The organism is Kineosporia sp. NBRC 101677 (assembly GCF_030269265.1).
GTDB lineage: Bacteria > Actinomycetota > Actinomycetes > Actinomycetales > Kineosporiaceae > Kineosporia > Kineosporia rhizophila.
This window is the reverse complement of record NZ_BSTA01000021.1, coordinates 51,258-64,250: the sequence shown is the minus strand read 5'-3', so window position 1 is coordinate 64,250 and position 12,993 is coordinate 51,258. Positions and strand designations below refer to the sequence as shown.

Below are 12,993 nucleotides of genomic sequence, written 5' to 3'. Positions count from 1 at the left end.
TATCCGTCGCTGACTCTGACCGAGGCCCTCACCGAGGCCGGGATCGCCGGCTCCATTTGGATCAGTCGGTGATGCCCTGGACAACGCGCTCATGGAATCGACCATCGGCCCGTTCAAGACCGAACTCATCGACCGCCAGAAGTCCTGGACCGGCCAGGCCGAGGTCGAACGCGAGACCGCGGCCTGGATCCACCGGTTCAACGCCAGCCGACTGCACTCTTCAACCGGCTACCTACCACCGGTCGAGTTCGAACACCACCACCGTGACACCATCACCAAAGCAGCCTCGACATCCGAGTTTGCCTAAACCGAACCTCCACCAAACCCAAGGCGCTTCACTGTGGTATCAAGTTGTGCACGTTCTACGAACGTCGCCGATATCCCCAGTGCCAGCCAATGGTCCAGAGCAGGGCTCCTGGTGTTGGATTGCTGCGCAACATCTTCCAGAGTTTAGCTGTGGTGTTCCCATAGTTTTGTGACGTACGACCAGACGGTTTAGCTGGCCCGAGCATAAGATCGTACCTGTGTTCTAGCAGGGCAGCTGCCCGACCGTAACTATCTCCCTGATGCCACATGTCGGTCAACGAGTGGCGCAGCCGCACGTGTACGACAGCTTCAGGCACAAAAAGCATTTGAGCTCCGGTCAGTTGCAGGCGCCAGCAAAGATCGGTGTCTTCTAGGACTCGCAGGGTCGGATCAAAACCCCCTGCGCTCAGAAACATAGTAGTGGCGATGCCCATGTTCCCGGCCCCCGCGTGGGGGAGGGCAGGTCCGAAAGGAGATGTTTGGAGGCCCACGTCCTGTTGCAACGGCCTGCTACGCATAGCCCTGGTCGAGTTAAGCTTCCTTGCCTCGAAACGTCCTGCAACCAAGCCACTTTCCGGAAGGCGGGCCATCATTGCAGCGATCCAGTCGGACGCCACTTCGTCGTCGGCGTCGCAGAACAGCAGGTAGTCCGCAGTGGACGCCCTTGCCGCGACATTGCGCGCGTGACCTGGCCCAGGACGGTTCGAAGAGTCCACGATGCGCAGTTGAGGGATCTCACTTTTGTAACTCTGAGCCACTTCTCGGGTACGGTCCGTGGATCCGTTGTCGCTGATGATGACCTCCCAGGCGCCGCTGTAGCGCTGCTGGGTAAGGGCAGCAAGTTGCGTGCCGAGCTCGCGTGCCGCATTGCGGCAGGCGATCACGACGCTGACGGAGGGCAAGGTCACCGGCACGGGGGTTGACGACGACATGGGGCCTGGATCTCCTGTTCCTGCCTGTTGCGCGGTTCCACGTGTGCTTGCTTCCGAATCGCGCACGTGCTCTAGTAGTAATGGGTTCAATTGGGTCCTACGGCTTGGTGGGTGCAGCCCAATAGCACGGTCATAGCTCAGGATGACCCGGGCTGAATCGTCCAAGCCTGAGTGGGTGAGGCGGTGCACCGGGCCAGTAGCAGCTGCTGGTTCTCACGGTACGCTCCGCCATGTTCGGGAGAGACGTCCAGGCACAACCCGGACCTGATGTTCAGCAATCGTCGACCGTCACCGAAACGTTTTCTTGCATCGAACATCTGGTTGTCGGTCGGCCCAGGCAGGCAATCGTAGATGATCACCGGTGTCCCTTCCGGCACCGTCTCTTGGCCGGGCACGTCCAGGCACAACTGACTCTTGACGTTGCCCAGCATCATCCCCTGTCGGGTGCGGATAAGGGTGTACCCATGATTGTCCTGGTCACCGGGCGCGCAAGGATATTGGGTGACGGGCGTTCCTCGTGCGACTGCCTGAAAGAAGGGCAGGTCCACGCACATGTCGGTGCCAACGTTGCGGATCATGAGACCGGCAGAGCTAGGTGCGTCCGGAACCAGTGGAACGGACGATTGGGGACCATTCGAGTGCAGTGGCCGATGCGCTGCGTCCGACTCGGAATCGAAGCCTTCGTCGACCAAGGGTCCCTGATCTGGCTCAATGGCAGGTTCTTGCGCGTGAGGCTGCTCCGATGAGGGCGCCCGCTTCTCCCATTGCCCGGACACCACCCCAGGTGAGCCCGGGGAAGCGCTCGGCTCCGGCCTTAGCTCCGCCGAGTCGTCGACCCACATTGAATCAGTCGGATGGGAAGGCACAATCGGGTCTGGCGGGGTGAGGCTCATTTCAGTTCCTGGGGGGTCGCCATCCGGAGCCAGGGACGGCACGAGGGTGGCCACAATGACGGCTGTGCCAGCGAAGGCCGTTAGTGCGCCAGCCACCACCGTGCTCATCAGAGAAGGTGGCTTGAAACCGTTGATCGCTTGGGAAATTTGCGTGTGCACGCTCTTTACATCGTTCATGGACGCGCTGTGGTTCATCAAGAACTTCATTGCGCGGTGACGCTCTCAGTGGGCGACACCGGGACGTAGTTGGTGGAGACCAGATGGCTGCTCCGGCGGGTGCACGGTTTGGCCCCTGTAAGTCAGGATGAGTCGAGGCCAGCGGCTCAGAGCAAGCCCTCCCCTTGACGGGGCGAGATCAGGACGTGCGTGAGGATGAGTGTGACCGTGGCTGGGTCGGTGACCCAGGATGGTTCCATGAGCAGCAGGAAGCCCCGAAGGTGGGCCCCAGGCCGTGCCGGACGTTTACCCGGCGCAGAAAGGGCAGTTGCTGGCCGGCTATGAGCAAGCGGTGGCCGCAGGTGAGGGCGGTGCGTTCCTGCGCCGCGAAGGGCGGTATTCATCGTTGGTCACCGAGTGGCGCAAGGCCTGTGACGGCCGTTTGTTGCAGGGCAAGGACGCCGGGGAATCGGTGGGGCGGCCGACACCGGAGCAGGCTGAGATTGCGCGTTTGAAGCGGCACTAGCGACGAAGGACCGCAGGCTTGCCACGATGGAAGCAGCACTGGAGATTATGAGGAAGCACAAGGTCTTGGAGGCCATCTCCGAGAGCGAGCCCGAGCAGCAGACGCAGGTTCCGGGCGCGTTCCGGCGACAGCCCAGGCGCGGCGGGTCCTGATGAGCGCCCTTTGACAGCTGATCGCGGCTGGAGCCAGCACACGAGCCGCAGCCGCACTGACCGGGCTGCCGTGTTCGTCCGAGCTGCGTGATCGTGCCCGGCCCACGCCGGCCCCGGCGCGCCCGGCGCCGGCGGACGCGTTGAGCCAGGAGGAGTGGCAGGCGATCCGTCTTCCCGGAGTACTTCGCCGAACTGGCTGCTGCGCAGGCTTTCCTGAGTGATTCCGTCCACTGGTACAGCTACTGCCACCACCACTCAGGGATCGGCCTGCACACCCCGGCCGACGTTCATACGGCCGCCACCACTCGGTCACCGAACACCGTCGTCAGGTTCTGCAGCAGGCCCGCGTTGCCCATTCCGAACGGGGCACCACCAGCCAGACGCTGCTCAGGGCCTGTAACTGCCGACCGGGTCCAGATTAATCAACCCGAACAGCCGACCGAAACGCCGGCCGCCTAACACCTGCTGGTCCCAAATCCTTGACGCTTGTCGCATCGTGGGCAAGCGCCCCAATCAGGCAAATGACACCCAGTCTATTGCAAACTGACCCCTAATCGCTATGATGAGATCTGATTGGCGAATGTGCCATGACTCGCACTCAGACGGACAGGACACCTGCGCTTCGCGGTCAAGGCTGTGCAGGTTTAGGTATCGTCATCCTGTGAACAACCTTCTGCGGCTGGATTCGGCGTGCAATTTCTAGCCGTTTCCAATGCGGCCAGCAGGCGACGAGCCTGGGCGGTGGTCTTGCCGGTCCCTAGCTCCAGCGTCAGGTTCTGCAGCCCGGGCACCTCGCTCAATCCAGGTCCTCTCCCGAGCTTCATCACCAGATCGGCCCCGGCTTCGAGTACCTCTGCGAGTCCCGCCAGGCTGTTGCCCAGGACGTACGGCAGCATGTGCATAATGGTGTCCCGCACGCTGCCATCGACGCTTCTCTGGGACACCTTCGCCAGTTGAGCGTATACGTTCCGCGCAACAATTTGTTTATCCGCGATAAGAGCGCCGCATTGCTGGCCCAGTAAGCCTCCATTGAGGTCGTTGGACGCGGCCAGGACACAGATGGCATCCCGGGCCACTTGTCGGGTCAAGGCGTCCCCCGAGCCCAGCATGTAGGCGAGGAGGATCGACGAAGCCAACTTGCAGCGCTGCCCCCGACGCGGCCAGTCACGGGGAAGAAGCGCCGCGAACGTCCCGTCAAGAATGCGGTTTGGGGCAGTGAGGGCCCACGCCGCTATTACCTCCTGATGATCGGGAAAGAGGTGTAGGCCCGCTGTCGTGTCGGTGTCTCTGCCAGTCAATGCGCTCGCGTTTGTTGGCACGTTGAAAAGTGACCTACTCAGGCCGTGTTCGTCAGGAGTGGTCAGTTCGACGTAGCGCGCACCCCCGGGTCGGCTTTCGGCCTGGTACGTTCCCGGAACGGGTGCCTTGGTTCCATAAAGGCGTTGTTGAGGTTCCCAGGACTTTCCCCTGCTCATCCAGTCGGCAAACCTGCGCCCGGCGTCGCTCTGCAATTGCAAGGCTAGTCTGTGTATAGATTGCGGAATGCGTTTGGGCAGCCGCAAGAGGGCCTGTTCCAGATCCAGGGTCCACGGATGCCACCCTTCTAGTTCGGCTCTTGTGAGTCGGTCCAGCAAGATCTCAGGTGCAAGTATGCCGCTTATCTCGGTCGGTGTTGCAACCAAGACAGGGGGAGGGGGCGGCTTTTGTTGCCTTGGATTGTTCCGTGCAGGAAGATCGCCGGCAAGACCAAGGGCTATCTCCGCCATCCGCAGCAGCACAACCATCTGTGGCAGATCCGATCGTGTCCTTATGTGCGCTGGATTTTGTCCTGCCAGGATTGCGGATTTCGCGCGGGCAAAAGTTCCTGTTTGGTCCGGTGTCAATACCCGTCCCAGAAGGAGGGGGTTCTGCGGCCACTGGGACCTGCGCAAAAATTCAGATGGGCCGGTACTCCAGTTTGACATCCATGGGAGGCGTGCGGAACGCGACAAGGCCCGCTGGAGAATATCATTTACGTCGTCTTTTTGTTGGGCGTGTAAGGCCACCAGCCCTGCCATAAGCAACTCTTGGCCGATCCAGCCATGCCAGTCCATGCGGCCGGCGAAGGCGTCCGTTAGTTCGCTCAGGGTGCTGAGTGGTCTAGGCCAGGCAAGGCGGGCAAGGTCTTGCGACGTGCTTGCGTAGTCGATCCCAGGCCCTTTCACTGAGGTACGCCCTGACTTTGAGGCAATGAAACAGGTGACGTTTGACAATGTCTTATTTCATTTGCACCACAGAGGGTAAGTGCTGCTCTTAGCGAGGCAATTCCCGCTTTAGGAACGTGTGTCGCGTGCTCAAGGCATAAAATATGTGGCAGGAAGCGGTCCAGGAACGGGCCCTCCCGCAGTCGAGCGCTGAGCGCCGCGACCTGGTCATCTTCATTGGTAGGCCATCCCCAGAGTCGGGTTGGCTCCATCACCCAGGAAATCCATGCTCGGATGCATATGTCATTGTGACAAACGCGGGCGCCGCTGGCCACCGTGAGGCGGGAGACGGCGCGCCATATCTGGCCCGATGCGTGATCCGGCAGTTCGGCCTGCAGGCGCTCGGCCAGATCTGGCAGCCAGGTCAACTGCCGGCGTTCGGCAGTCCACACCATGTGCTGCACCGGCAAGAGATGCCAATCTGACTGCAGGGCTGGTTGTACCAAAAGACTGCTCGCTGATTGCGACGACGGCAGCAGACCCACTGCCGCGACTGCTATTGCCGGCAGCGGGGAGGCTAGCGGCGAGCACGTAGACTGGGGACGGGGAGCTAAGGATCGAGCGAACTGTTCGAGCCAAGGCGACAGCTTTGCCCGGTCGTCCTCGTGAAAATCTGTCACTGCCTTGCGGGCGAGGTCGACGTCGTGTCCCCGCAGGTGTTTTTCCAACAACGCCCAGGCTGTGCGCAACCGAGTCTCCTGTCTGATGCACCGCTTCCTCGCTCGTCTGCGACAGGGCGTCAGACGGCTGATGACTTAGGTACTGCACGGGCCGCTTCACTCGATGGTTCATGCGGGATCAGAGCCATCCCTTCCCCCGGGACCTACCCCCGGACCTTGGACACGCTGAACCCGGCATGATGCGGGGAGAAGCGAGATGATCTCCTCGTGGCACGTAAGTCGTATTCGGAAGAGTTCCGCTGGCGAGCGGTGGATCTGTACCACTCCACGCCTGTCGCGACGATCTAGGGCATCGCTGCCGATCTGGGCGTGACCAGAGAAGCCCTGAGCAGGTGGATCAAGGCGCGGCCGCCGGCTGAGGTTCCCCCGAAACGGTGGATAGGGGGTTAAGCAGCTTGGGCTGTTCCTGCCAGGGTCTGCTCGTGGCGGATGGGGCTGCGCCCGGCTACTCCTGAGTGATGTCGTTCATGATTGAGTCATCGAATCCATGTGTCAACTCCAGTAACCAGTTCCGCCTTCGTGGCAGAGGCCCGGCGGTAGTAGTACTCGTGCTTTAATGTGGACCAGAACGACTCGGCGGCCGCGTTATCTCAGCAGACCCCGGTCTGGCCCATCGAGCGGCAAAGATCGTGACGGGCGCAGGCGGAAGCGGTTACGGCGCCGGTGAATTCCCTGCCGTGATCCGAATGCAGAATGGTCTTGGCCACGACTAGACCCTCCTGAGCAAGGGTGGCCACCGCGGAGTCGATGGCCCGCGCGACCATTGGTGCGTCGAAGTGGTCGTTCACGGCGTAGCCCAGGACGCGCCGGGAATGCCCGTCCCGGATCGCGCACAGGAACATGTCGCCCTGGCCGCAGGTCAGGTAGGTGATGTCGGTGAATCACGCGGCGTTCAGGTGGCCTTGGTCGAGCTGTCGGTTGACGAGGTCCGGTGGGAATAAGGCGTCCGGCTCTTGCACGGTGGTGCGGACATTGAACGTTCGGGGACTGATGCCCTGATCCCGATCTCCGCCATGATCGATGCGACGGTCTTGGCGTTCACGATCACCACGATCGCGCAGTTCGTTGATGATCCGTGGGGAGCCGTAGGTCCCGTCGGACTCGGCGTATATGTCGAGGATCTTCACTGCCAGATTGGTTCGGCGCTGTTGCCTTTGGGGCGGCTCGGTGGCGGCGCACCGCTGGCTCTAGGAGTAGAGGACTGAGGTGCACACCTGGAGCAGACGGGCTAGTCGCCGCACGGAGAATCACCCCCGGCCGCTCCTTCGTGTCCTGAGCGTCGCCGTCGTGGCCGGGGCCGAGCTCAGCCGGCTGTCCGGGATCGCGGTGGGGGTCTTGCTCGGGGCAGGCGTACTTTGCCATCAGTTCGAACCGCGCGGGTTCTTCTGCCTCGACGCAAAGTACACCGAAGCTTTTGCCAGGACTGATTGTCTTTCTCCAGCTCCGGGACCTGCCGGCGTAACCGTAGGAGCTCGGCCCGTTCGACAGCGTCTAAGGGCTTATCCCGAGGGGTGCGGCAGCGCTGACGCGGCGGCGTTCGTCCTTGCCCCAGACGCTCAGCATCCCTGGGGCGATCTTGAGATCCCGGGCTACCTCGGAGATGGTGCGCCCAGAGTCGATCACGCGGTGGGCAGCCTCGATCTTGTACTCGGTCGTGTACGACCGGCGCTTACGAGGAGGCATGAGGACACCGAGTCAGCAGGACCGTAGGTCCTGCTGACTCGGTGTCCACCATCCCGGGGGAACCTCAGGTGGGGCCGAGAGCAGTCGGCCTGCCGGACTGGCGATGACCCTCGACAACCCAGGGGACGACGTGGAGGAGTTCAAGCCGCGGCGACGTGACGCTTGTATAGGCCTCAGCTGAACTCAGCTCTCCGCTTGAACTCTGATGACGGCTTCTTCGTGTGTAGGTACGGGCCAAGCCGGTCCAAATTTAGCTTTCAGTGGAGGTCGGGTGTCCCACGCGTTTAGGTTCGGTTTGGCAGCAGCCCCTTTCGGTTTGGGAACTACCGGCTTCACGTCTGCCCATGACTGGGTGCAGACGGCCCGCCGCGCAGAGGATCTGGGTTTCTCAACCCTGCTGGTTCCGGACGGGCCAAGCCGTTTCTCCGCGTTCCAGGTGCTGGCCGCGGCTGCCGCGGTTACTGAACACCTTCGACTGGGGACGCTGGTGGTTCCAGTGCCGATGCATGCGCCAGGTGTCATTGCCTGGGAGACCGCGAGTCTTGATCATTTCTCTGGCGGGCGTTTTGAGTTGGGTATCGGTGCGGGGCACCCCGCAAACGCGTCGGGTTCAGAGCAACTTGGGATGACCTACCCTTCGGCTGCTGAGCGCCTTCGGCTGGTCGCTACGACGATCGATGAGGTTACTCGGCTGGCGGAGCAAGCGCCGGTGCGTCCTGTGCAGCAGCCTCGTCCGCCGATCATGGTGGCCGGGTCGGGTGACCGCCTGCTTGCCCTTGCCGCGAGGCAAGCCGACATCATTCATCTGGCCGTGGCGACCGAGGGGGCCTTGAAGGAGAAGGTAGCGCTAATCCGGCACAGCGCCGGCGAGCGCTTTGAACGGATCAAACTGGCTGTCTCAATCTTCTACATTGGTGGTGGGGATGGGCCGGAGTGGCTGGTCCGGTACGGTATCCGCCCAGACGTGGAACACATCTCGGCGATCAGAACCGATGACACCGGCGAAGTGGTCGATAGGTTGCGCAGGTGGCGCGAGGAACTGGGTATCTCCTACTTCGTCGCTGGCCCTTCTACGCTCGAGGCCATTGCTCCCGTGATCGACCGGCTCGCCGGGACGTGACTGTACGTCCAGACCTGTGCCCTTGCAGGTCGAGACCGAGACAATGTCGGCAACCCGGCGGCTTGGGCTGCCGCATCGACCACCTCTGCTTGGTGTTGCTGCAGCTCTGACCGCCCAAGTGCTGGATGTGTCCTCGGTGGGATCTTCGAACACCGTCTGACCGGACAGTTGTCGTCGTGGACCGTTCCCGCTTGAGTGGACACCTGGTGTGACTGCCCGATCTGTCGGGAGTTTCCGGGATGGGTTCAACGAGGCGTTCCTACACCGCCGAGTACGAGGCACAATCGACGTCGTACGTGATCGGTGGGGAAACGGTCGCGGAGGTCGCGCGGAATGTCGGCGTCCACGAGATCACGCTCGGCAAGTGGGTGAAGATGGAACGGCAGGAGCGGGAGTAACAGTCGGCGGCGGAGCCGCTGGATGATGACGAGCGTCGGAAACTGAAGCGGCTGCGGCGGCAGGCCAAGGACGGCAGAACCAAGATCAACGAGCTGCAGATGCAGGTCGACTTCGCAAGAAGAGTTGCGACCTGGTTCGCGAAAGACCAGCAGTAATCTTTTCTGCGATCGCGGACTGGGCTGCGTCAGGCGGGTATTCTGTCGCTTTCATGTGCGGGGAACTCGACGTGTCCCGCTCGGGCTACTACGCCTGGCGCGAGCGGCGTCGGTGTCCACCGCGCCCCGCAGGGTGGTCGCCGGGTCAGCCACGTCAGCCCTCGCCGGTTGGGGATCCACGGATCACCGCCACGGCCTTTGGCCCACGCCGCGTCCCGAACCAGATCTTGCGGCGCGAAACCGATTCAGCCTGTGGTGCGCTGGGCTCCACGATGATCAGTCTCGCCCCTGCCTCTGTCGAACCCCTGGCCACCCACCGCTGCGAGCAATAAACCGGCTGCGCCGCCAACTGCGAGGCGCACCGCCCCGGGGCGCCGTCGCGGAGGTGCGCGTCTTCCAGCTGCGCCGCGCCGGACGCACCAGCAGCCAGCCGGCTGGCGCCCGGCAATGGCGCCACTCGTGGGTCGTGGGCGTGCACAAGGTCCGCCAGCTGTATCCCAGCGAACAACGCCGCAAGATGATCTACTGCGGCCCCTACAGCAAGGGCCCCTGCAGCAAGCTCATGATCAGCGACGATGTCGTACGGGCCTTGAGCGCCAACACGTACAACACGCACAGCCAGAGCATTCCTTGATCTTCCAACGCCTCCAGACGCAGGTCGTCACTACGCCGGCCAGCAGCAGCACCTGAAGAACTCGGTTCTGGTCAACGCGTTCACACCTTGAGCCTTAACTGAAAGCGGAGATTGCTGAGGGGCCACTGGCATAGAGACGTGACAGTCCATGAGGGCCACAGCCAAGATCAGCACCGGTGCCACGCGATGGGCACTCTGCGATCCGCAACCCTGGACCCTCACCGCTTGAACGGTGTCGCCAACCTCGCTGGGGCCCTGCGCCACCACGCCCGGCATCCCAGCGGAATCATTGACTTTCTGGCCTGCCACGTTCCGGGCCGTCACACTCTGACGTGTACCTGGGGGCGACCTGCCTCAACGGCAGTCGGGCGAGCGCAGCGCCGGGAATCAGAAAGCGGCGGCATCCTTATCGGATGCCGCCGTCTCTGCGCGTTCACGCCATGTCGGAACGCAGCCCGGTAGGGCGACGGGTTCAGATGAGCACCTGACGCCTTGTCCCCCACCTTACGTGAATGTCTACGTTCCCGTCTCCGGCCCTGGCAATGACCACCGGTGGGTCGTGGACACGCACAAGATTGAACAGTGGTGTCCCATCGAGCAACGATGCAAGCACTCTTTGCGGTCTCCTGCATTCCACTGTGCTCGCCTTGCCCGAGCCAGCCCTGTGCTTAGACGGAAGCGCCTGCCGCGGCGGCTGGTGCTCACGGCGTACCAGAAGTGAATGCGCACTCGCTGCGTGCCCTGGATACGGTCATCCCGGTCGCCCAGCACGTCTAGGCCACCGTGGCTCCAAGATGTTGTCGCTGGTGACCGGATGTTCGTGGACGGTGCTCCCGACGACTCGCGTACCCGCACCTGCCGCATCTCTTTCGCCCTCATGGTCCGCGCAATCGACCAGCTTCGCTGCTTCAGACCCCAGGGGCGGCCCGTCGCCGGGGCCTTGGCACGTTCACGAAGGTAGGCCGACCGATAGGCCCACGAGCAGTCTCCCAGTGGGGCTACGGATGGCCCACCCGTAGGGCGGCGACCAATCTAGGTAGTGCCCGTCGACTACGTGTAGGTGGCGGCTGCTGCGACGCACGTCTTCAGGTGCCACCGGTTGGCCAACGGGACAGGTGCTAACTCGACGCTAGAGCAGCACCGGACAGGCCATGCGCCGAGGGCCCGCCGATTGGGGTAGAGCGGTTTTGCGCTACGACTGCGCCCAAAGGCTTGCTGTGGGCCTGCCGTGGCCCTGTCGGGGCCGTGGTTGCTCTGGCATCTAGACGCGCCGAGTGCGCGGATGGTCTTGGTCGGTGCGTCTCGCCACGACTGCTGTCGACAAGCCAGGAGCAGGTGTGTCGCTGAAGATGACAGAGAGCCAGACAGAAGGAACAACCGAAGTCGAGATCGACCGTGATTCTCGCGGGGAGGCCGTACCTCAAGACTTCCATGGGCGTGCCCCTAGCGTTCTGAGCGGGGTACATCGGGCGGGACTGGAGTGGTCCAAGGTTCGGACCCGGCCGATCTTTGACGGACGAAGCCTCGGAGTGGGCGAAGCCGTCGGCCTGCTGGAGCTACCAGAGCTGCGTGGACTGCTGCTGGATACCGCGACCCCGGCGGGGCTCAAGGACAGGTGCTGGACGGAACTGTTGCGCTGTCTGCGACGAGCCTGGGATGTGTGGCTGCCGGCATGCCTATGGCTGGCCCTGCCAGGTTTACGGCGGCGTTCGGGCCTACTGCACCGGCAGTTAAGACCGGCCGACGTTGCGCTCGAGGACATCGACGGTGAGCTCCTGACCGGGTTCCTGATCGAGCTCCAGGCCGCAAGCAGTCAGGTGGGCAGGGAGACTCGTGTGTTGGGGAGGTTGTTGGATGCTGCGAGCCGGTACGCGCTGCGCACTCTGGATGCCGGGGGCGGCGCCCACGACGGCTTGTCACCGATCGGGGATCGGGCGGCTGCAGTTGAGGGGCATCCGGAGCTGGTGTTGTGGAGAGCGGTTGGGGCGGGGCTGATCTGCGCGCAGGACAGTGAGCTGATTGCTCGGACGCGGCTGGAGGGACACCCGCTGCGTGCGGAGGCAGTACGGGCTGGCGTGAGCCTGGCAGCGGTGTCGGCCCGCAGGCGTCGGGCCGAGCTCGCGGTGGCGAACGCCGTCCTCCGCGGCGAGCTGTAAGTCGCGATGCGGTTGTCCCGTTCGGCGTTCATGGGGCAGGGCCATCCTGAGCGTCGACGGGGCGGCCGGGCGCTGACGTCTGGGGGCGCTGGGGTGGTGGTTGGGCGCCTGCGTTGTCTGGTAGCCCGACGGTGGGGTGGTTCTCGGCTTCGGGCGTGATGAGTGGGGCCTATGGGTGGGCTCTTTCCAGGTGAGGGTTTCTCGTTCGCTCGTCCCGGCCTGCTGGGTCGGGCCGGGTGGGGACCTCGCGTGTTTCATGCCCAGGCCTTGGCCGGAGTCTGAGTGTTCCGGCGGGGCTCCATCACGATCCGGCCTGCGGTCGGCGTGCCTGCGATGAGCGCGGGCAGCTGCCGTGGGTGGAGGTGTTCCATGACGCAGGAGTCCGGTAATGCTCGCGATGATCGTCCTGGTGACGGTTGCGAGCCGGATCCGTTCCAGCCAGACGTATCGCCTGACCTGCAGGTGCCGGGCCAGCCGATCCCGCTGAGTCGTGACCTCGATGAGCCTTCGTCATCGGTGATGCCGGCGCGTCGGCCTCGCCCACGACCGGCGCGCCAGGTGCCGCGCCGGCGGCTGCACGATCGGCGCTTTCGGGCCCGCAGGGTGCGGGCCAGTCGTGCCCGCGCGCGGGCCGGACGGCGCAGGCCGCGGCCTTTGGCGCCCGGGCCCGTTCACCGCGCCGCCGCGTTGTCCGAGCGCAGGAAGGACGCTCCTGCCGCAAGGCACCGACGGGGTGCAGCAGCCGGTGGGCGGCGTTCTGGCAGGGAAGGCGCGGGCCGGGTGATGAGCCGGATGATGCGGCGGTTGACTGGAACGAACCGCGCCACGCATCGGTCGCGACATGAACCTGAGTCTGGGCCCACGGTCCGGCTCACGGATCAGCGCGTGGACCACGGACCGGGCCAGGCCCGGTTCACCAGGCGAGCGCGGATCCGGTCGGCGCGAGCGCGGATGGACC

Annotated in this window: 11 protein-coding genes and 1 pseudogene; 6 read left to right on the top strand and 6 right to left on the bottom strand. The window is 63.6% G+C overall.

Annotated features, from left to right (window positions below; translation table 11 throughout):
• Nucleotides 1-307, top strand: a pseudogene (locus QSK18_RS34710) (integrase core domain-containing protein); the annotation flags it as partial.
• A 55-nt stretch (nt 308-362) separates the two neighbouring features.
• On the opposite strand, the gene QSK18_RS34705 reads toward QSK18_RS34710, so the two are convergent.
• Nucleotides 363-1,238: a glycosyltransferase family 2 protein gene (locus tag QSK18_RS34705; protein WP_285628485.1), complete on the bottom strand. Its 876-nt coding sequence runs from the start codon at nt 1,236-1,238 to the stop codon at nt 363-365.
• 137 nt (nt 1,239-1,375) lie between these two features.
• The gene (locus QSK18_RS34700; RefSeq protein ID WP_285628482.1) at nt 1,376-1,816 is read right to left on the bottom strand and encodes an RICIN domain-containing protein; all 441 of its coding nucleotides are present in this window, start codon (nt 1,814-1,816) and stop codon (nt 1,376-1,378) included.
• A 766-nt stretch (nt 1,817-2,582) separates the two neighbouring features.
• Between QSK18_RS34700 and QSK18_RS34695 the strand changes: the two genes are divergently transcribed.
• On the top strand, nt 2,583-2,813 hold the full coding sequence (locus QSK18_RS34695) for a hypothetical protein (RefSeq protein WP_285628480.1): 231 nt from the start codon (nt 2,583-2,585) through the stop codon (nt 2,811-2,813).
• A gap of 796 nt (nt 2,814-3,609) precedes the next feature.
• Here the strand turns inward: QSK18_RS34695 and QSK18_RS34690 are convergent.
• The 4 genes from QSK18_RS34690 to QSK18_RS34675 all read right to left on the bottom strand — a co-directional run bounded on the left by QSK18_RS34690 (nt 3,610) and on the right by QSK18_RS34675 (nt 7,571).
• Nucleotides 3,610-4,749, bottom strand: coding sequence for a hypothetical protein (locus QSK18_RS34690; protein WP_285628477.1), 1,140 nt, complete (start codon nt 4,747-4,749; stop codon nt 3,610-3,612).
• A 1,729-nt stretch (nt 4,750-6,478) separates the two neighbouring features.
• Nucleotides 6,479-6,760 carry a DDE-type integrase/transposase/recombinase gene (locus tag QSK18_RS34685; RefSeq protein WP_285628488.1) on the bottom strand — a complete coding sequence of 94 codons (282 nt, stop codon included), beginning with the start codon at nt 6,758-6,760 and terminating at the stop codon, nt 6,479-6,481.
• 9 nt (nt 6,761-6,769) lie between these two features.
• Complete coding sequence (locus QSK18_RS34680; RefSeq protein ID WP_285628474.1) at nt 6,770-7,015, bottom strand: hypothetical protein; 246 nt, start codon at nt 7,013-7,015, stop codon at nt 6,770-6,772.
• 364 nt (nt 7,016-7,379) lie between these two features.
• Nucleotides 7,380-7,571: a transposase gene (locus QSK18_RS34675; RefSeq protein WP_285628471.1), complete on the bottom strand. Its 192-nt coding sequence runs from the start codon at nt 7,569-7,571 to the stop codon at nt 7,380-7,382.
• A 271-nt stretch (nt 7,572-7,842) separates the two neighbouring features.
• Here QSK18_RS34675 and QSK18_RS34670 point away from each other — a divergent pair, with 271 nt between their 5' ends.
• The 4 genes from QSK18_RS34670 (at nt 7,843) to QSK18_RS34655 (ending at nt 12,035) form a co-directional block, all read left to right on the top strand.
• A complete protein-coding gene (locus tag QSK18_RS34670; RefSeq protein ID WP_285628468.1) occupies nt 7,843-8,691 on the top strand; it encodes an LLM class flavin-dependent oxidoreductase in 849 nt (282 codons plus the stop codon).
• 239 nt (nt 8,692-8,930) lie between these two features.
• The gene (locus tag QSK18_RS34665; RefSeq protein WP_285628465.1) at nt 8,931-9,089 is read left to right on the top strand and encodes a transposase; all 159 of its coding nucleotides are present in this window, start codon (nt 8,931-8,933) and stop codon (nt 9,087-9,089) included.
• Between the two features lie 541 nt (nt 9,090-9,630).
• The gene (locus QSK18_RS34660; protein ID WP_285628462.1) at nt 9,631-9,879 is read left to right on the top strand and encodes a hypothetical protein; all 249 of its coding nucleotides are present in this window, start codon (nt 9,631-9,633) and stop codon (nt 9,877-9,879) included.
• A gap of 1,529 nt (nt 9,880-11,408) precedes the next feature.
• The gene (locus tag QSK18_RS34655; protein WP_285628459.1) at nt 11,409-12,035 is read left to right on the top strand and encodes a hypothetical protein; all 627 of its coding nucleotides are present in this window, start codon (nt 11,409-11,411) and stop codon (nt 12,033-12,035) included.
• Nucleotides 12,036-12,993 lie beyond the last annotated feature (958 nt).

Excerpts from the sequence above, each read along its gene's own strand:
- QSK18_RS34705 (WP_285628485.1), bottom strand. The coding sequence starts at position 1,238 with ATGTCGTCGTCAACCCCCGTGCCGGTGACCTTGCCCTCCGTCAGCGTC.
- QSK18_RS34700 (WP_285628482.1), bottom strand. The coding sequence starts at position 1,816 with ATGATCCGCAACGTTGGCACCGACATGTGCGTGGACCTGCCCTTCTTT.
- QSK18_RS34690 (WP_285628477.1), bottom strand. The coding sequence starts at position 4,749 with ATGGTTGTGCTGCTGCGGATGGCGGAGATAGCCCTTGGTCTTGCCGGC.
- QSK18_RS34675 (WP_285628471.1), bottom strand. The coding sequence starts at position 7,571 with ATGCCTCCTCGTAAGCGCCGGTCGTACACGACCGAGTACAAGATCGAG.
- QSK18_RS34665 (WP_285628465.1), top strand. The coding sequence starts at position 8,931 with ATGGGTTCAACGAGGCGTTCCTACACCGCCGAGTACGAGGCACAATCG.